Annotated in this window: 15 protein-coding genes; 12 read left to right on the top strand and 3 right to left on the bottom strand. The window is 59.0% G+C overall.

What is annotated here, in order from left to right; all coding sequences use genetic code 11:
* The first annotated feature begins 115 nt into the window (after positions 1-115).
* The 3 genes from pabB to OKC31_RS10020 all read left to right on the top strand — a co-directional run bounded on the left by pabB (position 116) and on the right by OKC31_RS10020 (position 3,523).
* Positions 116-1,399 carry an aminodeoxychorismate synthase component I gene (pabB, locus tag OKC31_RS10010; RefSeq protein WP_270656958.1) on the top strand — a complete coding sequence of 428 codons (1,284 nt, stop codon included), beginning with the start codon at positions 116-118 and terminating at the stop codon, positions 1,397-1,399.
* Positions 1,400-1,441: 42 nt separating this feature from the next.
* On the top strand, positions 1,442-2,008 hold the full coding sequence (locus OKC31_RS10015) for a CoA pyrophosphatase (RefSeq protein ID WP_270656857.1): 567 nt from the start codon (positions 1,442-1,444) through the stop codon (positions 2,006-2,008).
* 216 nt (positions 2,009-2,224) lie between these two features.
* Entirely contained in the window at positions 2,225-3,523 is a 1,299-nt protein-coding gene (locus OKC31_RS10020) for a serine/threonine transporter (protein ID WP_106843342.1), read from the top strand.
* A gap of 518 nt (positions 3,524-4,041) precedes the next feature.
* Here the strand turns inward: OKC31_RS10020 and sstT are convergent.
* Positions 4,042-5,292, bottom strand: coding sequence for a serine/threonine transporter SstT (gene sstT / locus OKC31_RS10025; RefSeq protein WP_139473892.1), 1,251 nt, complete (start codon positions 5,290-5,292; stop codon positions 4,042-4,044).
* Between the two features lie 355 nt (positions 5,293-5,647).
* Between sstT and OKC31_RS10030 the strand changes: the two genes are divergently transcribed.
* The 4 genes from OKC31_RS10030 (at position 5,648) to OKC31_RS10045 (ending at position 12,903) form a co-directional block, all read left to right on the top strand.
* A complete protein-coding gene (locus OKC31_RS10030; protein WP_270656860.1) occupies positions 5,648-7,564 on the top strand; it encodes a RecQ family ATP-dependent DNA helicase in 1,917 nt (638 codons plus the stop codon).
* 591 nt (positions 7,565-8,155) lie between these two features.
* The gene (locus OKC31_RS10035; RefSeq protein ID WP_005333223.1) at positions 8,156-10,078 is read left to right on the top strand and encodes a PrkA family serine protein kinase; all 1,923 of its coding nucleotides are present in this window, start codon (positions 8,156-8,158) and stop codon (positions 10,076-10,078) included.
* 23 nt (positions 10,079-10,101) lie between these two features.
* Positions 10,102-11,373 carry a YeaH/YhbH family protein gene (locus OKC31_RS10040; RefSeq protein WP_005360363.1) on the top strand — a complete coding sequence of 424 codons (1,272 nt, stop codon included), beginning with the start codon at positions 10,102-10,104 and terminating at the stop codon, positions 11,371-11,373.
* A 9-nt stretch (positions 11,374-11,382) separates the two neighbouring features.
* Entirely contained in the window at positions 11,383-12,903 is a 1,521-nt protein-coding gene (locus OKC31_RS10045) for a SpoVR family protein (protein WP_019445117.1), read from the top strand.
* A 168-nt stretch (positions 12,904-13,071) separates the two neighbouring features.
* Here OKC31_RS10045 and fadJ read toward each other — a convergent pair whose 3' ends face one another.
* Both fadJ and fadI read right to left on the bottom strand, forming a co-directional pair.
* Positions 13,072-15,195 (bottom strand): fatty acid oxidation complex subunit alpha FadJ, encoded by a 2,124-nt coding sequence (fadJ, locus tag OKC31_RS10050; RefSeq protein WP_270656861.1) that lies wholly within the window; start codon positions 15,193-15,195, stop codon positions 13,072-13,074.
* Positions 15,195-16,505 carry an acetyl-CoA C-acyltransferase FadI gene (gene fadI / locus OKC31_RS10055; protein ID WP_270656862.1) on the bottom strand — a complete coding sequence of 437 codons (1,311 nt, stop codon included), beginning with the start codon at positions 16,503-16,505 and terminating at the stop codon, positions 15,195-15,197. The genes fadJ and fadI overlap by 1 nt, the downstream gene beginning before the upstream one ends.
* 182 nt (positions 16,506-16,687) lie before the next feature.
* Between fadI and OKC31_RS10060 the strand changes: the two genes are divergently transcribed.
* From OKC31_RS10060 to OKC31_RS10080, 5 genes are read left to right on the top strand one after another with little or no spacing between them, the layout of a single operon-like run.
* Positions 16,688-17,638, top strand: a complete 951-nt coding sequence (locus tag OKC31_RS10060; protein WP_270656864.1) for an AAA family ATPase — start codon at positions 16,688-16,690, stop codon at positions 17,636-17,638.
* The gene (locus OKC31_RS10065) at positions 17,629-18,531 is read left to right on the top strand and encodes a DUF58 domain-containing protein (RefSeq protein ID WP_270656866.1); all 903 of its coding nucleotides are present in this window, start codon (positions 17,629-17,631) and stop codon (positions 18,529-18,531) included. The genes OKC31_RS10060 and OKC31_RS10065 overlap by 10 nt, the downstream gene beginning before the upstream one ends.
* On the top strand, positions 18,516-19,055 hold the full coding sequence (locus OKC31_RS10070) for a DUF4381 domain-containing protein (RefSeq protein WP_270656867.1): 540 nt from the start codon (positions 18,516-18,518) through the stop codon (positions 19,053-19,055). Before OKC31_RS10065 ends, OKC31_RS10070 begins: the two co-directional genes overlap by 16 nt.
* Positions 19,052-20,044 carry a VWA domain-containing protein gene (locus OKC31_RS10075; RefSeq protein WP_270656868.1) on the top strand — a complete coding sequence of 331 codons (993 nt, stop codon included), beginning with the start codon at positions 19,052-19,054 and terminating at the stop codon, positions 20,042-20,044. Before OKC31_RS10070 ends, OKC31_RS10075 begins: the two co-directional genes overlap by 4 nt.
* On the top strand, positions 20,035-21,486 hold the full coding sequence (locus OKC31_RS10080; protein ID WP_270656869.1) for a VWA domain-containing protein: 1,452 nt from the start codon (positions 20,035-20,037) through the stop codon (positions 21,484-21,486). The genes OKC31_RS10075 and OKC31_RS10080 overlap by 10 nt, the downstream gene beginning before the upstream one ends.
* Positions 21,487-21,499 lie beyond the last annotated feature (13 nt).

Here is a 21,499-nt window from a genome sequence, read left to right on the forward strand (position 1 = left end):
AACCAAACTGTTGCCTGTGTAACATAAAATGACGCCAACACTTCATATCCATCATCTAGACCATAGTGCTGAACTCCATCAGCTTTTTGCCCGCCTGCAACATCAGCCGTGGGCCATGTTGCTGGAGTCGGCGGGACCACTCGGTGCCGATAACGGCTTTGATATCATCACTGCCGATCCGCTGGCGACCCTCGAAACCCGCGGCGAGGTGACCACTCTGCGTGTCGGGGTGAATATCAGCGAACACAGCGAAGATCCCCTCGCCCTGCTGGCCCATACCCAGCAACAGTTGCTGGGGGAGCTGGAACTGTGCGCCACTCACCTGCCCTTTATTGGCGGCGCCCTAGGCCTGTTTGGCTATGATCTCGGCCGTCGCTTCGAGCGACTGCCGGTGCAGGCCGCCGCCGATATCGCGGTGCCAGACATGGCGGTGGGCATCTACGACTGGGCACTGCTGCGCAATGTGGCGACCGGCGACTGGCAACTGGTGCACTGGGGGGATAAATCGGGCCTTGCCAACCGGCTGGCCTGGCTTGAACAGCAGCAGGCCAAACCTGCCCCTGCTTTTGCCTTGCAGGGGTCGTGGCAGAGCAATATGAGCCGCGCCGAGTATGGCGAGAAGTTTGCCCGTATTCAGGAATATCTCGCCGCAGGGGATTGCTACCAGATCAACCTGACCCAGCGTTTCAGCGCCCCCTATCAGGGGGATGAGTGGCAGGCCTATTGCCTGCTGGCAACAGCCAACAAGGCCCCCTTCTCTGCCTTTATCCGCCTGCCGGAGAGCGCGCTGCTGAGCCTCTCTCCCGAGCGGTTCCTGCTGCTCGATGGCCGTCATATCGAAACCAAACCCATCAAAGGCACTCGCCCTCGCCACCCTGATCCGGCCACCGATCGGCAAGTCGCGCGGGAGCTGGCGCAGGCCGACAAGGACAGATCAGAGAATCTGATGATCGTTGATCTGCTGCGCAACGACATCGGTCGGGTCAGCCGGCCGGGCTCGGTCAGCGTGCCTCATCTCTTTGCGGTGGAGTCGTTTCCGGCGGTACATCATCTGGTCTCCACCATCCACGGTGAGCTGGATGCACGCTGGCAAGGAGTCGATCTGCTGCGGGCCTGCTTCCCGGGTGGCTCCATCACCGGCGCCCCCAAGATCCGCGCCATGGAGATCATCGAAGAGCTGGAGCCCCAGCGCCGCAACGCCTATTGCGGCAGCATCGGCTATCTCAGCCAGCATGGTCGGATGGATACCAGCATCTGCATTCGTACCCTGATCGCCGAAGCGGGTCGCCTGCACTGCTGGGCCGGTGGGGGCATCATCGCCGACTCCGATGCCGACAGCGAATATCAGGAGACCTATGACAAGGTTGCCCGCATCCTGCCGCCGCTGTCGGCGCTGTAACCCTCCCCACAGTCAGGCCAACGCACAGGAGAGCTCCCCGCCATGGATCGCCACGAACTGCTGACCCGCTTCCAGTTGCAGCGACCCGCCCCGGCCCATCGCCTCGCCATTGGCGGGCTCAGTCCGGCGGCGGTGTTGATCCCGGTGGTGATGCGCGATGAGGGGCTCAGCGTGTTATTGACCCAGCGCAGCCCCCGGCTGCGTCATCATGGGGGGCAGATCAGCTTCCCCGGCGGGCGACAGGATCCCGGTGACGAGAACCTGATTGCCACGGCGCTGCGGGAGACTGAAGAGGAGCTCGGCATTCCGGCACGGCTGATTGAAGTGATCGGCACCCTCAACCCGCTCAATACGGTGTCACGATTCGAAGTACTGCCGGTGCTGGGGCTGCTCGATGGCGACTATCCCCTCATCCTGAGTCCGGATGAGGTGGATCACGCCTTCGAAGTGCCGCTGGCCCATCTGCTGGATCGGCGCAACCACATCCCCCTGACCCTTTCCAGAGGGGGGAAAGCACACACCATCTACTGGATCCCCTGGCAACAGCACTTTATCTGGGGGGCTACCGCCAGCATGATCAACCAGCTAGCCCTGCATCTCGCAAAATAACAATTTACCTACATTTGGCTGAGCGAGATTTAATCATTAACACTAAAATAACGTGCCAATTGATAAACAATAATTGAATTTTTCTTGTTTTGATCACATTTCCATAAGAAAGTGCGGTTTTTCGTGCCGTAAAGATGAATTTGATCAACATTTTTGATTAGAAAAACCGTATCCTTGCGCCGACTTAATAAGAACCACACATTCGGGGTGAGATAGATGTCAAACACAGTCACTGGCACGCAGGGAGTTGCGGCGTCAACAGAGCAAGGGATCCGCTCTACTCAAACCACTCGTTGGGAAAAACGCGACTCTACCTGGGTCATCAGTCTGTTCGGGACCGCGGTTGGCGCGGGGATCCTGTTCCTGCCGATCAACGCGGGTATGGGCGGTTTCTGGCCGCTGGTCGTCATGGCGCTGCTGGTAGGTCCCATGACCTATCTGGCCCACCGTGGTCTGGCCCGCTTCGTCCTTTCCTCCAAAAAGCCAAATGCAGACATCACCGAAGTGGTGGAAGAGCACTTTGGCGTGGGTGCCGGTAAATTAATCACCCTGCTCTACTTCTTCGCCATCTACCCCATCGTGCTGATCTACGGCGTGGGCATCACCAACACCGTGGAAAGCTTCATGGTCAACCAGCTGCAGATGAGTGCCCCGCCGCGCTGGATCCTCTCCATCGTGCTGATCATGGGCATGATGTCAGTGATGCTGGCCGGTGAGAAGCTGATGCTGAAAGTGACCGAGCTGCTGGTTTATCCGCTGATCGCCATTCTGGCCGGTATCTCTTTGTACCTCATTCCGGACTGGACCGGGGCCGCGCTGGAGCAAGTGCCCTCTGCCAAGGATTTCGCCACTACCCTGTGGCTGACCATCCCGGTACTGGTTTTCTCCTTCAACCACAGCCCGGCCATCTCCAGCTTCTCCCTGGCTCAGCGCCGCGACCACGGTGATCAGGCTGTCGAGAAAGCCGATGCCATCCTCAAGCGTACCGCCATGGTGCTGCTGGGCTTCGTGATGTTCTTCGTCTTCTCCTGCGTCATGAGCCTGACACCGGCCCAGCTGGCAGAAGCCAAGGCCCAGAACATCGCCGTGCTCTCCTATCTGGCCAACCAGCATGCCAGCCCCATCATCTCCTACTTCGGTCCGCTGGTTGCGTTCGTGGCCATCGTCTCCTCCTTCTTCGGCCACTATCTGGGTGCCCGTGAAGGTCTGAAAGGGATGATCGTGCAGAACATGCGCAAGTCCGGCAAAGAGCCGAACGCCAAAAAAGTCGAGATGTTCATCATCGCCTTCTTCATCCTGACCCTGTGGGGCACTGCCATTGCCAACCCCTCCATTCTGGGCATGATTGAATCCTTGGGCGGCCCGATCATCGCTACCATCCTGTTCATCATGCCGATGTACGCTATCAAGCGCGTACCGGCCATGGCGAAATATCAGGGTCATATCAGCAACGTATTCGTTGCAACCATGGGCATGATCGCCATCTCTGCCATCCTCTATCAGCTGGTCGGTTAATCCCCCACCTGCCACTGATAGCAAAAAGCCAGCCGAACACTCGGCTGGCTTTTTTATCTCTGCAATCTGTGCCTCCGCGATTCCCCTGCTCTCTCCTTATTACTCCCTTTGTTGGATATCTGCATGCTCACCAGCGCCATGGCAGGCCCGCAGATCAATATCTGCCAACACGTTTACTCCTCCTCACCAAACCATGATGGCGTGTCTGATAGGACGGGTTGGGTTCATCTGCCGCAGCCAGCCATCTTCGTTTTTCTGTGATGCTGTGATTGTACTGAAGATCTGGGGTAAGCCATAGCAATCGGCTGTTAGCAGAACAGACAAAAATGTGTAGCGCACAACAGAAGGAGGAAGCACAACTCGAAGGGATAAAGATAAGGCTGCGCCCTGGACAAGGGCGACAGAATGTCTGGCACATCAGCCAATGAGATTGCTCAGAGGAAAAGAGAGCAAATCCGGCAATAAAAAGCGCCCTCCGAAGAGGGCGCAAGTGTGTTGCGAAACTGACCGTTGCGAGATCAGGCTTCGCGGCTCGGTACCGGAGCCACATCCAGCAAGGTTTCATCTTCGGCCATGCACGCTGCGGCGGTGAACAGCACGTCGGTGGAGCTGTTCAGCGCTGTCTCGGCAGAATCCTGCAGCACGCCGATGATAAAGCCAACGGCTACTACCTGCATGGCGATGTCGTTGCTGATACCAAACAGGCTGCACGCCAGCGGGATCAGCAGCAAAGAGCCACCGGCGACACCGGACGCGCCACAGGCACTGATGGTGGCTACCACAGAGAGCAGCACGGCCGTTGCCATGTCCACTTCCATCCCCAGGGTATGTACCGCCGCCATGGCGAGCACAGTGATGGTGATGGCCGCACCAGCCATGTTGATGGTGGCACCCAGCGGGATGGAGACCGCGTAGGTATCTTTGGGCAGGCGCAGTTTTTCACACAGCGCCATGTTGACCGGAATGTTGGCGGCAGAGCTGCGGGTAAAGAAGGCGGTCACGCCGCTCTCTTTGAGGCAAGTCAGCACCAGCGGATAGGGGTTGCGCTTGATCTTCCAGAAGACGATCAACGGGTTGACCACAAAGGCGATAAACAGCATGCAGCCGATCAGCACCACCAGCAGTTGGGCATAGCCAAACAGGGCGTCAAAGCCGGTCTCTGCCAGCGTGGAGGCAACCAGACCCAGGATCCCGAGCGGGGCACAGCGGATCACCGCTTTCACGATGGCGGAGACACCGTGAGACAGGTCAGTAATGAGCGCCTTGGTGCTCTCGTTGGCATGGCGCATGGCGATACCCAGACCGATGGCCCACGCCAGGATCCCGATATAGTTGGCATCCATCAGCGCCTTGACCGGGTTTGTCACCACGTTGAACAGCAGGGTCTGCAGCACCTCGGTGATCCCGCCTGGCGGGGTGATCTCGGCAGTATTGGCCACCAGATGGAGGTTGGAGGGGAACAGGAAGCTGGCAATCACCGCGACCACGGCCGCAGAGAAGGTACCAAACAGGTAGAGCGCCAGCAGCGGGCGAATATTGGTCTTCTGACCCTGCTTGTGACCAATGATGGCCGCCATCACCAGTACGAATACCAGCAGCGGAGCTACCGCTTTCAGTGCACCAACGAACAGACTGCCGAGCAGACCTGCCGTTTTCGCCCACTCGGGGGCAAACAGTGCCAGCAAGATACCGAATACCAGACCAACCAGGATCTGGCTGACCAGACTGGTGCTATTGACCAGCCGAAGGAGGGGGTGTTGTTGTGTCATCAAAAAAGTCCCTAAGCACCGTAGTGCATGAATCATGAGTCCTGTCTGCAACCACTCATCGGGAGACCCCTGTCGCCCGGATGTGGTGTCTGTGGCCAGCCTTCTGTCGGGCCGATCCGCCAGTCACCGGATTGCATGACGGAATATCCCATTCACCATCTTTTTTTTCCAGAGACTCACCAAAAAATATCCCGTTTCCATCACAAAAAACCGCAACAAAACCTTAACTACAGCGCAACCACCCATTTTTGTACGTTTTATCGACACTCTCTGCCCTTACCCTCACGACCATTCCTGTGTCACCCGTGACCGGTGTCGCTGTGCTATCATCCCCCATTTGCCGCGGAGCCTTGCCATGATCACATCCCTGCTCAACCAATATTTTGGTTTCTCCGCACTCAGGCCAGGTCAGGAGGCGGTGATCAGCCGGGTGCTGGCAGGTCAGAGTGCCGCAGCCATCTTTCCCACCGGCTCCGGCAAGTCCTTCTGTTATCAACTGCCGGCCCTCGCCCTGCCTCACCTGACCCTGGTGATCTCGCCGCTGCTGGCGCTGATGCACGATCAACTCGCCTTCCTTAAAAGCAAGGGAATAAGCGCCGCTACCCTCGACTCTAGCCAGAGCCCGGAGGAGAGCCGACGAGTGATGCAGCAGGCGCTGGATGGACAGCTCAAGATCCTGATGATTTCGGTAGAGCGACTCAAGAACGAGCGTTTTCGCCGTTTTATCCAGCAAGTGCCGCTCTCGCTGCTGGTCGTCGATGAGGCGCACTGTATCTCGGAGTGGGGCCACAACTTTCGCCCCGACTACCTCAAGCTGCCGAGCTATCGCCATGACCTGAAGATCCCGCAGGTGTTGCTGCTCACCGCCACCGCCACACCGGCGGTTATTCAGGATATGCAGACCAAATTCGGCATCGCGCCGGAGGGGGTCGTGGTCACCGGTTTCTACCGCCCCAATCTTGATCTGGCGGTCATTCCCCTGGCGCCCGACGCGCGGGATGGCTGGCTCGCGCAGGAGTTGGCCAACGATCCGGCGGCCCCCACCATCGTCTACGTCACCTTGCAACACACCGCCGAAGCCTGCGCCGAACAACTCGTTAGAGAAGGGATCAACGCCCGCGCCTATCATGCCGGACTCGACTCGGCGCTGCGCAGCCAGATCCAGCACGACTTCATGGCGGGCAAGGTGGCTTGCATCGTCGCTACCATCGCCTTTGGTATGGGTATCGACAAAGCGGATATCCGGCGAGTCATTCACTACGATCTGCCCAAATCCATCGAGAACTACAGCCAGGAAATTGGCCGCGCCGGACGGGATGGCCAGCCATCGCACTGTATCGTGCTGGCCAACCAGAGCCAGCTGCCGGTGCTGGAGAACTTCGTCTACGGCGATACGCCAGATTTGAGTGCCATCCTCCAGCTCCTTGCCCTCATCAAACAGAGCGGGAGCGAGTGGGAATTCACCCTGCTGCGCCTCTCCAACGACACCAATATCCGCCAGTTGCCCCTTAAAACCCTGCTGGTCTATCTGGAGATGGCAGGCATCATCACCCCGGCCTACAGCTACTACGCTGACTACCGCTTCAAGTTTGTGCTGGATAAAGGCGAGATAGTGAGTCGCTTCAATCCGGATCGTCGCCAGTTTCTGGAGCAACTGTTCGCCTGCGCCCCGCAAGCCCGCAGTTGGTGCACCATGGACTTTGACGCCCTCTGGCAAGGCTATCAGGGGGAGCGGCAGCGGGCCATTGCGGCGCTCGACTACCTGCAGCAGCAAGGCTGGATCGAGCTTGAAAGCAAACAGATGACCGAGGTCTACCGGATCACCCGTCAGGAATGGGACAACGAGCAGGAAGCAAATGCCCTGCATGCCCTGTTCCTGCAAAAAGAGCAGAGCGAGCTGGCCAGACTGCAAGCCATGCTCGACTTTTTCACCTCAAGTGAGTGCCTGAGCCACCGCCTCGCCCGCTATTTTGCCGATGAGGTGGCGCCGGTTCATTGTGGCCACTGTTCGGTTTGTCGCGGCGAGGTGGCACATCTTCCTCCCCTACCCTCACTGACCATGCCAAACGAGGCGGGGATCCGCGCCTGGTGCGATCCGCTGATTGCCAAGACAGGTTCGGGGGATGCTCGTGTTCTGACCCGTTTCCTGTGCGGCATCACCACACCGCTGACCAGCCGGGTCAAGGCCAAATCGCTGGCGGGTGCAGGCCAGTTGGCCGCGCACCCGTTTGCCCGCGTCCTGGCGGCAGTGCAACAAGCCTACCCTTGCTAGATGAGTGCTGGCGGCGTCAATAGCCACCAGCAGAAACAAGCGTTTACAGACACAGAAAAAGAAGACCCTCGCGGTTGCGAGGGTCAAGCCAACGGAAACGTGCTTAAACAGAGCTTGGTGAGGCAACAGTCAACTCTCTTGCTAAAGCGTCTTGCTGCTCACACATCGCCAATCTAGGGCACTCAAAATGTAGCGTCAATGTAAAAATTAGAGCCAAAACTCCAAACGAAGTGATTTACGTTGACGTTCACGTAATGACATTCTCATCCATAACCCCGCCAACCCGCAGCCCCATTGCCTTTCGTCAAACCCCTTAATCTTTTCGCAATAAGTTCCCTCTTTCCCATAAACATTTATTTTTTATGTCTTTGACATTTACCTCACTATCGTGGCAAAAATAATTTAACAGTCAGTAACATAGCGGTGTTGTTGACTGACCCTCCCCGCAAAAGGATCGGGCAGGTTTCTTCTGAATTTAACCTATCAACCGTGATGGATTACTGGAGTCTGTTGACTAGGCTTTAAAAGCGCACAACACAAAAGCAGTCATCCACTTTTTTCAGGGTAAGCGACTATAACGAGGGCAAAGTTATGGGCATATTCGAGCATTACCAACAGCGATATGAAAAAGCGAGAGAAGAGGAATATACCATCCAGGAGTTCCTGGATATGTGTAAGCAGGACAAAGCCTGCTACGCCTCCGCAGCCGAACGTCTGCTGACCGCCATCGGTGAGCCGGAGATGGTAGACACCTCAGCCAACCCCAGACTGAGCCGACTCTTCTCCAACCGCGTCGTGGCACGCTATCCCGCCTTCAAGGATTTCTACGGGATGGAAGAGGCCATCGAACAGATCGTCTCCTACCTCAAACACTCCGCCCAAGGGTTGGAAGAGAAGAAACAAATCCTCTATCTGCTGGGCCCCGTTGGCGGCGGTAAATCCTCGCTGGCAGAGAAACTCAAATCCCTGATGCAGAAGGTACCCATCTATCGCATCAAGGGCTCACCGGTCAACGATCACCCCTTCTGCCTGTTCGACATCGAAGAGGATGGGGAGATCCTGGAAAAAGAGTACGGCATCCCGCGCCGCTACCTGCGCCCCATCATGTCCCCCTGGGTGGCAAAACGCCTTCACGAGTTTGGCGGCGACATCACCAAGTTCAAGGTGGAGAAGGTCAACCCCTCCATCCTCGATCAGATTGCCATCGCCAAAACGGAACCGGGCGATGACAACAACCAGGATATCTCCTCACTGGTCGGCAAGGTCGACATCCGCATGCTGGAGCACTTCGCCCAGGATGACGCCGATGCCTACTCCTACTCAGGTGCGCTGTGTAAAGCGAACCAGGGGGTGATGGAGTTTGTCGAGATGTTCAAGGCCCCCATCAAGGTGCTGCACCCGCTGCTGACAGCAACCCAGGAGGGTAACTACAACGGTACCGAAGGGCTCTCCGCCCTCCCCTTTGACGGCATCTTGCTCGCTCACTCCAACGAATCCGAGTGGCAGCAGTTCCGCAACAACAAGAACAACGAGGCCTTCCTCGACCGGGTCTACATCGTCAAGGTGCCTTACTGCCTGCGCGTCTCCGAAGAGGTGAAGATCTACGAGAAACTGCTGATCAACAGCGAATTGACCGAGGCCAAATGCGCCCCGGGCACCCTCGAGCTGCTGGGCCAGTTCTCTGTGTTGTCACGGCTGAAAGAGCCGGAAAACTCCAGCATCTACTCCAAGATGCGGGTCTATGATGGCGAAAGTCTGAAGGACACCGATCCGAAGGCGAAGAGCTATCAGGAGTATCGCGACTACGCCGGTGTGGACGAAGGGATGAATGGTCTCTCTACCCGCTTTGCGTTCAAGATCCTCTCCCGCGTCTTCAACTTCGACCACGCGGAAGTGGCCGCCAACCCGGTGCACCTCTTCTATGTGCTGGAGCAGCAGATCGAGCGCGAACAGTTCCCGCAAGAGCTGCACGATCGCTACCTTGAGTTCATCAAGGGCTATCTGACCCCGCGCTATGTGGAGTTCATCGGCAAGGAGATCCAGACCGCCTATCTCGAGTCCTACTCCGAGTACGGTCAGAACATCTTCGATCGCTACGTCACCTACGCCGACTTCTGGATCCAGGATCAGGAGTACCGTGACCCCGAAACCGGCCAGCTGTTTGACAGAGCGTCTCTCAACAGCGAGCTGGAGAAAATTGAAAAACCCGCCGGGATCAGCAACCCGAAAGATTTCCGTAACGAAATCGTCAACTTCGTGCTGCGTGCCCGGGCCAACAATGCAGGCCGTAACCCCAACTGGACCAGTTACGAGAAGCTGCGCACCGTGATCGAGAAGAAGATGTTCTCCAACACGGAAGAGCTGCTGCCGGTTATCTCCTTCAACAGCAAAACCTCGGCCGAGGAGCAGAAGAAGCACGATAACTTTGTCGAACGGATGATGGAGAAAGGCTACACCCGTAAACAGGTGCGACTGCTCTCCGAATGGTATCTCAGGGTACGCAAGTCATCCTGACCCTGACTGTTCAAGGGGGAGTTATGGCGCATTTTATCGACCGCAGGCTCAACGGCAAAAACAAAAGCGCTGTCAATCGGCAGCGCTTCATCCGCCGCTACAAGAAGCAGATAAAACAAGCGGTCTCGGATGCTGTCTCCAAGCGCAGCATTCAGGACGTAGACAAGGGTGAGAGCATCAGCATCCCGACCAAGGATATCGGCGAGCCCCATTTTCATCAGGGGCACGGCGGTAAACGGGAGATGGTGCATCCCGGCAATGATCAGTTCGTCTCCGGCGACAAGATTGACCGCCCCAAAGGAGGGGGCGGCGGACAGGGTTCCGGCGAGGGACAGGCATCCAATCAGGGTGAAGGGGCCGATGATTTCGTGTTCCAGATCTCCAAGGATGAGTATCTCGATCTGTTGTTTGAAGACCTGGAGCTGCCCAGGCTGCAGAAAACCCAGCTCAATCAGCTGATGGAGGTGAAAACCTATCGGGCGGGCTACACCTCCAACGGGGTGCCCGCCAACATCAACGTGGTGCGTTCCCTGCAAAATTCGCTGGCGCGGCGCATGGCGCTGCAAGCGGGCAAGAAACGCCAATTGCATGAACTGGAAGATCGGCTGGCTCTGCTAGCCACCGATCCCAACGAGCACTTTGCCGAAATAGCCCTGCTCGAGAAGGAGATCAGGGAGCTGAAACGACGGATCGATGCGGTGCCGTTTATTGACACCTTCGATCTCAAGTTCAACAACTTCGTCAAACGGCCCGTCCCCTCCAGCCAGGCGGTGATGTTCTGTCTGATGGACGTCTCGGGCTCCATGGATCAGGCCACCAAGGAGATGGCCAAGCGTTTCTATATCCTGCTCTATCTGTTCCTGAGCCGGACCTACAAGAACGTCGAGGTGGTCTATATCCGCCACCATACCCAGGCCAAGGAGGTGGACGAGCACGAGTTCTTCTACTCCCAGGAGACAGGCGGCACCATCGTATCCAGCGCCCTCAAGATGATGAATGACATCATCAATGAGCGTTACCCCGCCAACCAGTGGAACATCTATGCGGCGCAGGCATCGGATGGTGACAACTGGGCTGATGACTCACCGCAGTGCCGTGAAATTCTGGCGCGGGACATCATGCCAAGGGTGCGGTACTACTCCTACATCGAGATCACCACCCGTGCTCACCAGACCCTGTGGCACGAATATGAGTCGGTAGCCAGCCAGTTCCCCCACTTTGCGATGGAGCACATTCGCAAGGTCGAGGATATCTATCCGGTGTTCCGCGAGCTGTTCAAGAAACAAGCGGCGTGAGGAGGTCACATGATCGAAACAGAAAAACGTGTAGCGCCACTGGATGACGGACCAGACTGGAACTTCGATCTGCTGGAGACCTATCACCAGGAGATCGCCCGGGTCGCCCGTTTCTACAAGCTGGACACCTACCCCAACCAGATCGAGGTGATCACCGCCGAACAGATGATGGATGCCTACTCCAGCGTCGGCATGCCCATCGGCTATCAACACTGGTCGTTCGGCAAGCGCTTTATCCATACCGAGCGCAACTACAAGCGCGGCCAGATGGGGCTGGCCTACGAGATCGTCATCAACTCCGATCCCTGCATCGCCTACCTGATGGAGGAGAACACTATGCCGATGCAGGCGCTGGTGATGGCACACGCCTGCTACGGCCACAACTCCTTCTTCAAGAACAACTACCTGTTCAAGGCCTGGACCGATGCCTCCTCCATCATCGACTACCTGCTGTTCGCCAAGAACTACATCACCCAGTGTGAAGAGAAACATGGCATCGAGGCGGTGGAGCAGCTGCTCGACTCCTGCCATGCCCTGATGAACTTCGGGGTCGATCGCTACAAGCGTCCCCAGAAGATCTCGATGGCAGAGGAGAAGCGGCGTCAGAAGGCGCGGGAAGATTATCTTCAGACTCAGGTCAACGAGCTGTGGCGTACCCTGCCCAAGCAGCATAAAGCCGCGGGTGTGGAGGACAGGCGCTACCCCGCCGAACCCCAGGAGAACATTCTCTACTTTATCGAGAAGAATGCCCCCTTGCTGGAGCCCTGGCAGCGGGAAGTGGTGCGCATAGTGCGCAAGATAAGCCAGTATTTCTATCCGCAAAAGCAGACTCAGGTGATGAACGAGGGGTGGGCCACCTTCTGGCACTACACCATCCTCAATCACCTCTATGACGAGGGCAAGCTGAGCGATCGCTTCATGATGGAGGTGCTGCACAGCCACACTAACGTGGTCTATCAACCGGCTTACAACAGCCGCTACTACTCGGGGATCAACCCCTATGCGCTGGGGTTTGCCATGTTTACCGACCTGCGCCGCATCTGCGAGAACCCGACCGAGGAAGATAGATACTGGTTCCCCGACTATGCCGGCAGCAACTGGGTCGAAACCCTCCACTTTGCCATGCAGAACTTCAAGGACGAGAGCTTTATCAGCCAGTTCCTCAGTCCCAAAGTGATGCGGGATATGAAGTTGTTCGCCATTGATGACGATGATCTGAAGAACTATCTGAAGGTCTCCGCTATCCACAATGACGAGGGGTACCGTCAGGTGCGCAATACCCTGTCGGCCCAGTACAACCTCAGCAATCTGGAGCCCAATATTCAGGTATACAACGTCGCCGTGAAGGGGGATCGCTCCCTCACCCTGCGCTATGTGCCCCACAACCGCATCCCCCTTGGCGACTCTCGCCATGAGGTGCTCAAACACCTCCATCAACTGTGGGGATTCGACGTGGTGCTGGAGCAGGATAACGGCGAGCTGCCACCCGATATCATAGGTCGTTGCCCGGAGCGCAAACCGGGGATCTGACCCGTGACGTGATATCTCGACGGCCCACTTCGGTGGGCCGTTTTTTAATCGGTTGCTTCTGCCAGCATGAGCTCTGCCCAAGCCGTACAACCCGAACAAACCACAACATAGAAAGAGGCCCACATGGTGTGCGGGCCTCTCTGGCTTGCGATCAATCTGCAGCGGTTATCAGTAGAAGGTTTGCTGCTCCGCGGCCATCGCCTTGAGGCGGGCGCAAGGGGCGAACCGATCACCATGGCGCTTCTGGTAATACTCCAGACGGCCAACCAGATGGTCGATACCGAGCTTGTCCATATAGCGGAACGGGCCACCGAGGAAGGGCGGGAAACCGATACCGAAAATGGCACCGATATCGCCGTCACGGGCCGATGCAACCACACCACTGTCAAGGGTCATGGCCGCTTCATTGAGCATCAGCAGCACACAACGCTCGGCAATATCCTGCCTAGCAAGCTTGGCCACCGGCTTGATTCCCAGCACATCGTAGACGCTCTCATCCACCTTCTTCTTACCTTTGGCTGCCTTGCCATAGAGGTAGAAGCCCTTGCCGTTCTTGCGCCCCTTGCGATCGTTTTGCAGCAGCTTGTCGAACGCCTTGGGCGCCTGGAACTGCTCGCCGCCCAGCTCTTTCTCGAGAATGGGGGAGATCTTGGCGCCCACATCGATCCCCACCTCATCGAGCAAGGTGATGGGGCCAACCGGGAAACCAAAGTCCAGCAGTGCGCTATCCAGCACCTCCACCGGCTCCCCTTCCAGCACCAGTCGCGCCGCTTCGTTCATGTAGGGCGCCAGGATGCGGTTGACGTAGAAACCGGCCTCGTCCTTCACCACGATGGGCGTTTTGCCCTGGGCGCGGGCAAAAGCCAGGGTGGTGGCGACCGTCTCGGCACTGGTGCCAGCGTGGGGGATAATCTCCGCCAGCGGCATCTTGTCCACCGGGCTGAAGTAGTGCAGCCCCACGACTCGCTCCGGATGCGCCGCCTCTGCCGCAATCTGGTTAATGGGCAAGGAAGAGGTGTTGGAGGCAAACACTGTGTGTTCACCGCACTCACGCTCCACGTCCTTCACCATCTGGTGTTTGAGCGCGAGATCTTCAAACACCGCCTCCACCACCATATCGACCCGGTGGAAACCGGAGTAGTCCAGAGTACCGGTCAGCAAGCTCATCTGCTTCTCAAGTTCACTGCGCAAGATATGACGGCGTTTGAGCTTCTTGGCCAGAATGTCGTAGCTGTAGCGCATGGCATTGCCGATCCCGGCGCTTGCCACATCCTTGATCCGCACCGGTACGCCCGCCTTGGTGGCGGTGACGAATGCGATGCCGCCCCCCATCAGACCACCACCCAGCACGGCCGCGTGGCCCACCTTGCGCGGCTCGGCTCCCTGATAGGTGACCTCTTTCTTCATTTCCGTGGTGGCAAAGAAGATAGAACGCAGGGCAGCAGACTCGGCTGTCATCACCAGCTCGCCGAAGTGGCGGGACTCGGCGGCGAGGCCAGCCTGCATCCCCTCCTCCACACCGATGCGCACCACGTCCAGGATCCGCTCCGGCGCAGGGTAGTTACCACGCGTCTTGCTCATCACCCCTTTACGTGCCTGATCGAACAGCACCTTGCGGCCAAGCTTGTTGGTCTCCAGCAGCTTGCCCTGCAGATCCCGCTTCAACTCGTGGCGAGGCTTGCCCTTCTTGGCCAACTTGATGGCGGCATCCAGCAGTATCGAAGGCGGTACCACATCGTCCACCAGCCCCAATTTTTTGGCCTGTCTGGCGCGCACCTGCTTGCCGGTCAGCATCAGGTCGAGCGCCTTAGCCACCCCGATGAGGCGCGGCAGGCGCTGGGTACCACCGGAGCCCGGCAGCAAGCCAAGTTGCACCTCGGGTAGACCCAGCACGGTTTTACCGTGATCGGTCACCACCCGACCATGACAGGCCAGCGCCAGCTCCAACCCGCCGCCGAGGCAAGGGCCGTGAATAGCGGCGATCACCGGGATGGTCATTGACTCGATCTCGGCAAAGATAACCTGCCCTTCTCGCGACAGGGTCTCGGCATCCTTGGCACTGGCGCAGGCGGCCAGCATGGTGATGTCGGCTCCGGCGATGAAGGAATCCTTCTTGCCGGAGGTGATCACCAGACCGATCAAATCCTTGTTGCGTTTCACCTCGGCCAGCACGGTGCGGATCTCCTCCACAAAGGCGGCTTTCAGGGTATTCATGCTCTCGCCCGGCACATCCATGGTGAGAATGCCAATGCCATCATGGCGAACATCCAGGGAAAAAGTCTTAGCGCTCATTATTCAACCTCCAACACCATAGCCACGCCCAATCCACCCGCCGCACAGGCGGTGTTGAGTCCCAATCCCCCGCCGCGACGACGCAGCTCGTGCAGAGTCTGGGTGATCATCCGCGCACCGGTCGCGGCAAAGGGGTGGCCATAGGCCAGCGAACCGCCGAGGACGTTGAACTTCTCCATGTCCACCTCGCCGATGGCCTGATCGCGGCCCAGCTTGTCACGGGCAAACTCGTGGCTGGCAAACATATTGAGGTTGGCCAGAGTCTGGGCGGCAAAGGCTTCGTGCATGTCGATCAGGGTCAGATCGCTGAGCGTGATACCAGCTCTGTCCAGCGCCAGCGGCGTGGCATAGGAGGGGCCCATCAGCATGTCCTGCCACACATCGATGGCCGAAAAGGCGAAGCTGCGGATATAGCCAAGCGGCTCGAGTCCCAGCTCTTTCGCCCGACCTTCCCGCATCAGCAGCACGGCGGCGGCGCCATCGGTCAGCGGAGTTGCGTTGGCCGCCGTCACTGTGCCATGAACCCGGTCAAACACCGGCTTGAGCTTGGCGTAGCTCGCCAAATCCGAGCTTTCACGGATATTGTTGTCCCGCTCCAGCGGTGACTTGTAGGGCGGTACATGGGCGGTAAACACCTCGCCGCTGAGCTTGCCATCGGCCCAAGCCTGCGCGGCCAGAGTGTGGGAGCGGTGAGCCAGCGCATCTTGCGCCTCGCGGCTGATCTGGTGGCTCTTGGCCATCTGCTCAGCGGTCTGCCCCATGGAGAGGCCAGTAGAGTATTCCGCCACAGCGGGCGGCACCGGCAGCAGATCCTTGATCCTCAATGTCCGCAGAATATTGAAGCGCTGCTGCAGATTGCGCGCCTTGTTGAGATCCACCAGGGCGCGGGCCAGCTTCTTGCTCACCCCGATAGGCAGCACGGAGGAGGAATCAGCACCGCCGGCGATGGCGATGTCTACGGTACCGGCCATGATGGATTCGGTGACGTTGGCCACCGCCTGAAAACTGGTGGCGCAGGCGCGAGAGACGCTATAGGCATCGGTATTGACGCTCATGCCGGTACCGAGCACGATCTCGCGAGCAATGTTGGGGGCTTCCGGCATCTGAACCACCTGGCCAAACACCAGCTGGTCGATAAGCTTGGGATCGAGATCGGTACGGGCGAGCATCTCGCTCACCACCAGTTTGCCGAGATCGACTGCAGGCACGCCATGAAAGGCGGTGGCCTGCTTGGCAAAGGGGGTACGCAGCCCCGCCACGACGGCAATCCGTTCGCCCTGGCGAGTCGTCAGTTTCAATGGCTGTTTCATCCTGGCTCCTTGGTTTAAAAGGCAGAGGTCTGACCTCATTGCGCCACATCTTAACAATCCAATCACAAGTTTCATACAGCTGATTGAAACTAAATTAAGCACGGTAAGCCCCCTTTGCTCGCCCTTGGGAAGCAACTGGAGTATAAAAAGATCAACTTCCATAAAAACAACGGGTTTATCGCATGGCAGCGGCCGAGTTCAGAGCACTTAGGGACTATCTTGGCAGTCAGATCCTGGGGCAGGAGGAGCTAATAGAAGGGCTCCTGATTGCCCTCTTATGTGAAGGACATGTGTTAATCGAAGGGGCACCCGGTCTTGCCAAAACCCGCGCCGTCAAGGCGCTCGCTGGCGCCGTCGAGGGACGCTTTGCCCGTATCCAGTTCACCCCCGACCTGCTTCCCGCCGATCTCACCGGCAGCGAGGTGTTTCACCCGCAGGATGCCAGTTTTGTATTCCAACCCGGCCCCCTGTTCAATCATCTGGTGCTGGCAGACGAGATCAACCGGGCGCCGGCCAAGGTACAATCTGCACTGCTGGAAGCCATGGCTGAACACCAGATCACTGTGGGCAAAAAGAGCTGGCGACTACCGCCTCTCTTTATGGTCGCCGCCACCCAGAATCCTATCGAGCAGGAAGGAACCTATCCCCTGCCGGAGGCCCAGCTAGACCGCTTTCTGCTCAAGTTGATGGTGGACTACCCGAGCCCCACCATGGAGCTCGCCATCTTGCAGCTCAACGCCAGCGGCGAACAGCTCGGCGCGGCGCCGGTGACCCTGAGCCAGACCACCTTGCAACGTGCCCGCAACGAAGTGCTGGCGGTGAACATGCAAAGCAGACTGGAGCACTATCTGGTGGAGCTGGTCTGCGCCACCCGCCCTGGCAGCGGTCTTTGCCCTGCCCTTGAGCCATTGATTGCCGTGGGGGCCAGCCCTCGGGCTACGCTGGGGCTGGCTCGCTCCGCCCGCGCCCGAGCCTGGCTTGCCGGACGAGATTATGTGCTGCCGGAAGATATCCAGCTGCAAGCCTATCCGGTGTTGCGCCACCGCCTTATTCCCAGCTATCAGGCACTGGCCGACAATCTGGATAACGATATCCTGATCGCCCAACTGCTGGATCAGGTGCCATGTCCCTAACGCCGGACCTCCATCCCGATATCGCCCTGTCGCTGCCACGGTTGCTCAATATCCGGCTCTGGGCCAAGGCCAAGAAGCCACCTCACGCAAGCAGAAGCAGCAGCGAACGCGGCAAACCTGGCCGAGCTCCCGGACTCACGTTTCGCGAGCTGCGCGCCTATCAGGCTGGTGACGAGGTACGCCATATCGACTGGCGCGTGACCGCACGCCTCGGTCGACCCTATACCCGCCTCTATAGCGAGGAGCTGGATCAGGCGCACTGGCTGCTGCTCGATCTCTCTCCTGCCATGTATTTCGGCTCCACGCTGCAGCTCAAGGCGCGTCTGGGGTGCGAGCTGGCAGCAGCCCTGATCTGGCAAGGGGAGAAGCAGCACAACACCCTGATCTGCCACGGGCTTATACCCCATCACCAGAGCCAGCGCGGCAGCGTGCTCCCCCTGCTCGAATCCCTCTGCCATCACTATCAGCAAGGGCTGGCCCGCCGGGCGCTGTCTCACTCTCTGGCCGACACTTTGTCCGGCCTGAAGCTGCCTCACGGTGCCAAGCTGACGATCATCACCGATCACAGACCCTGCGAGTCTGTGCTCTGTCAGCAATTGCAGCTGCTCTCCCGGCGCCATGATATTCACTATTGGCAGATCCGCGACCCCCTCGAGGCAGCCATTGCCCCTGATGGCCAACTGCCGGTGGCTATTGATCGGCCAGGGCAACACTATCAGGGCTGGCTGGATGGATGCCATGCCGGTTTCTCCCGCCGCTACCAGCAAGCTGCCGAACAGCAGCTGGCCCATGGCAAGCAGCAGTTGCTGCCGCTGGTGCAGCGCCTCTACCTGCTCGATAACGGCCAGACGCTGCAACAACAGTGGCAGGAGGGGTTATGTCATCAGGGATGATCTCCCCCGCCGAACTCGACAGCGCCAGTCCAACCTCCGACGCCATCACTCTGCCGCTGGCCGCCCTGATGCGCGACATTCACCCGGGGCCGGATCTGATTGAACAGAGTCTTGATCCCAGAGTGCTGGCGCTATTGTGGCTATTGATCACAGCGTTATTGCTGTTGCTGATCGTCCTGATTGCCCGCAGGGTGATACGTTACCGCCGCTGGTGTCGTCAGCTGGAGGGAGATCCGGCACTGCTGGTGGCACGCATACAGGAGGCCCTGCGTCATGAAGCATTGCAATGCTGGCCCGAGGCGCGCCAGCTTCAGGGAGAGGCGTGGCTCGCCTTCGTTGATCGTCACTGTGGCAGCGATTTTAGCCAGTTCTCGTCTCACTGGAGCAGTTGGCTCTATGGCAGCCAGAATCCGAGCAGCGAGCAGTGCGAACAACTTCGGCAACATTATCGCCGCTGGGGTCAGACCCTCTTCTTGCAACGCTCTCCCCGCTCGGGGCGTAAAGACGCACGGAGGCATCCATGATCCTGGCCTGGCCCTGGTTTGCGCTGGCGCTGGTGCTCCCCTTGCTGGTGCGCTTCGGCTTGCCGCCCCTGCGCCGCGGCTATCTGGCTCACCCCGGGTTTGCGCTGCTGCGCCCCCACGCCGGATTGCCGCTCTGGCGCGCCATGCTGCTGTGGTGCGCCCTTATCCTCGCCCTCTGCCGCCCCCAGTGGTGGGGGGAACCGGTGATCCAATATGAAGGGAGTCGGGATCTGCTGCTGGCAGTGGATTTGTCAGACAGTATGCGCACCCCTGATATGCTCGATAACGGCGAGCAGCAAGCACGGCTGACGGCGGTTCGCCAGCAGATCAAGGCGCTGATCGCCAAACGTGCCGGAGACAGGGTGGGCCTCATCGTCTTTGCCGATCACGCCTATCTGCTCTCTCCCCTCACTCAGGAGATCCCGGCGCTGTTGACCTTGAGCGACGAGCTCGATTTTGATCTGGTCGGCCGAACCACCGCCCTTGGCGAGGCGATCCAGCTGGCACGTCAGCATGGGGATCCTGGTCGCCCCACCGCCCTGCTGCTGGTCACTGATGGCCGCAATACCGCAGGCAATGCCGACCCGCTGCAGGAGGCCAAACTCGCCGCAGCGCAGGGAATACGGATCTACACGCTGGGGGTCGGGGCCGATCCCGATACCTTTATCCAACCCTATGATGAGGCAGGCAGCGGTCAGGCCGATCCCAGCAGCGAACTGGACGAGCCGCTCCTGAAAGAGCTGGCAAAAACAGGACAGGGGCGCTATTTCAGGGCGCGAACCCAAAGCGATCTCGATGCCATCAACGCGACTCTCAATGCCCTTGAACCTGCCCCCATGCCGATTGCCCAGTACCAGCCGGTGATCGAGCTCTACCCCTGGCCGTTGGCACTGCTTTGTGGCTTGTTGCTTCTGCCGTCAGGACACGGCAGGCTGGAGTTTCGCATGGTGCGTAGCTGGCTGACACGAGGTGCACGCAGATGGAGCTGATCTTGCTCCGCCCCCTGTGGCTGATCGCACTCATCCCCTGGCTCTGGCAAGGGTGGCAACGTCGTCGCCGGCCCCCGCTGCTCGCACCAGCGATGCAGGCTTATCTGCTGCCAGCATCCCGTCCTCAGCGCCCCTGGCTCTGGCTGGCAACCCTGCCCGTGATTTTGGCCCTGAGTGGACCGGCACTGCGCGGTGAGCTGCAACAGCAGCCTGCAGCACCGCTCGATATCTGGCTACTGGACTTGTCACGCTCGATGACCGCCACCGATCTCAAACCGGATCGGGCGACCCGGGTCAGATGGCAATTACAGCAGCTGCTGAGCCGCGCAAAGGGCGAGCGCATTGCGCTGATCCTCTACGCAGGCGACGCCTACCTCGCCATGCCGCCAACCCGGGATCATCAGGCCCTTTCGCTGCTACTGCCCGACTTGCGCCCCGATATCATGCCGTTGCAGGGCAGTAACCCGGCACGGGCGGTGGAACTTGCCATGAAGCAGCTGGCCCCTGGAGAACAAGCCCGTCTGCTGCTGATCACCGACGACCTCACCCAGAATCAGATGACCCAAATCGCCGCCCTGTGGCCCTGTCAGCAACGCCTTCTTTGCCGCGACACCCAGTCGGCACGCCTCGATATTCTGCTTGCCAGCAGCGGTCAACCGGCCCCCATGCCCGCCATTCCGGCCAATGAGTTGGGGTTTGCCACCCGCATGCCCGCGCAGTTGCCCGCCCCCGATAGTCAGGCCATTGCCGCACTGGCCAATCGCCTCGGCGGTGAGCTGCAATGGCTTGATAGCGATGTCCCTCACTTTGCACCGCTGCCCACCACCACCTCGGCCCTCACCCCGGCACCACTGGATCTTGGCCCCTGGCTGCTGATCCCCTTGTTACCACTGGCCTTGCTGGCCAGAGTCGGCGCCCGGTTGATGATGGCGCTGATGGTGGGAATTCAGCTGCTTGCGCCGCAAGATCTGCAAGCAGCAGAGAAGGGAGATCTACAAGCGATGCAGGCTTATCAAGAGGGGGATTTTCAGCGGGCTGCCCGCACCTTCAACGATCCAGTCTGGCGCGGCAACGCCTGGTATCGGGCTGGTGCCTACCGGCAAGCCATCGCAGCCTATCAGGAAGCGACGAGCGCCACCGCCCACTACAACCGCGGCAATGCCCTGCTGCAACTGGGGGAGTTTGCGGCCGCCAAAGAGGCCTATCTGGCCGCTCTGGCGCTTGAACCCGGCCATGAAGATGCGCTCTATAACCTCTCTCTGTTGCAAGGCGGTGCGGCCGCTGCACCCGATAGCAACAGCAGCAAGCAGCCCGAACCATCGGCAGCTCAGCAGGCGACGGCAATGCCCCTGCCCCCCTCTCCCCCGGTGTTGCTGCTGGAGCAGCGACTGCGCAAAGAGGCACTACGCCAGGACCTGATCAAGGTGGAGGAGCCCTGGTGACGCGGGCAGGATG

Source organism: Aeromonas sp. Y293-4, from assembly GCF_027705905.1.
Taxonomy (GTDB): Bacteria; Pseudomonadota; Gammaproteobacteria; order Enterobacterales; family Aeromonadaceae; genus Aeromonas; species Aeromonas veronii.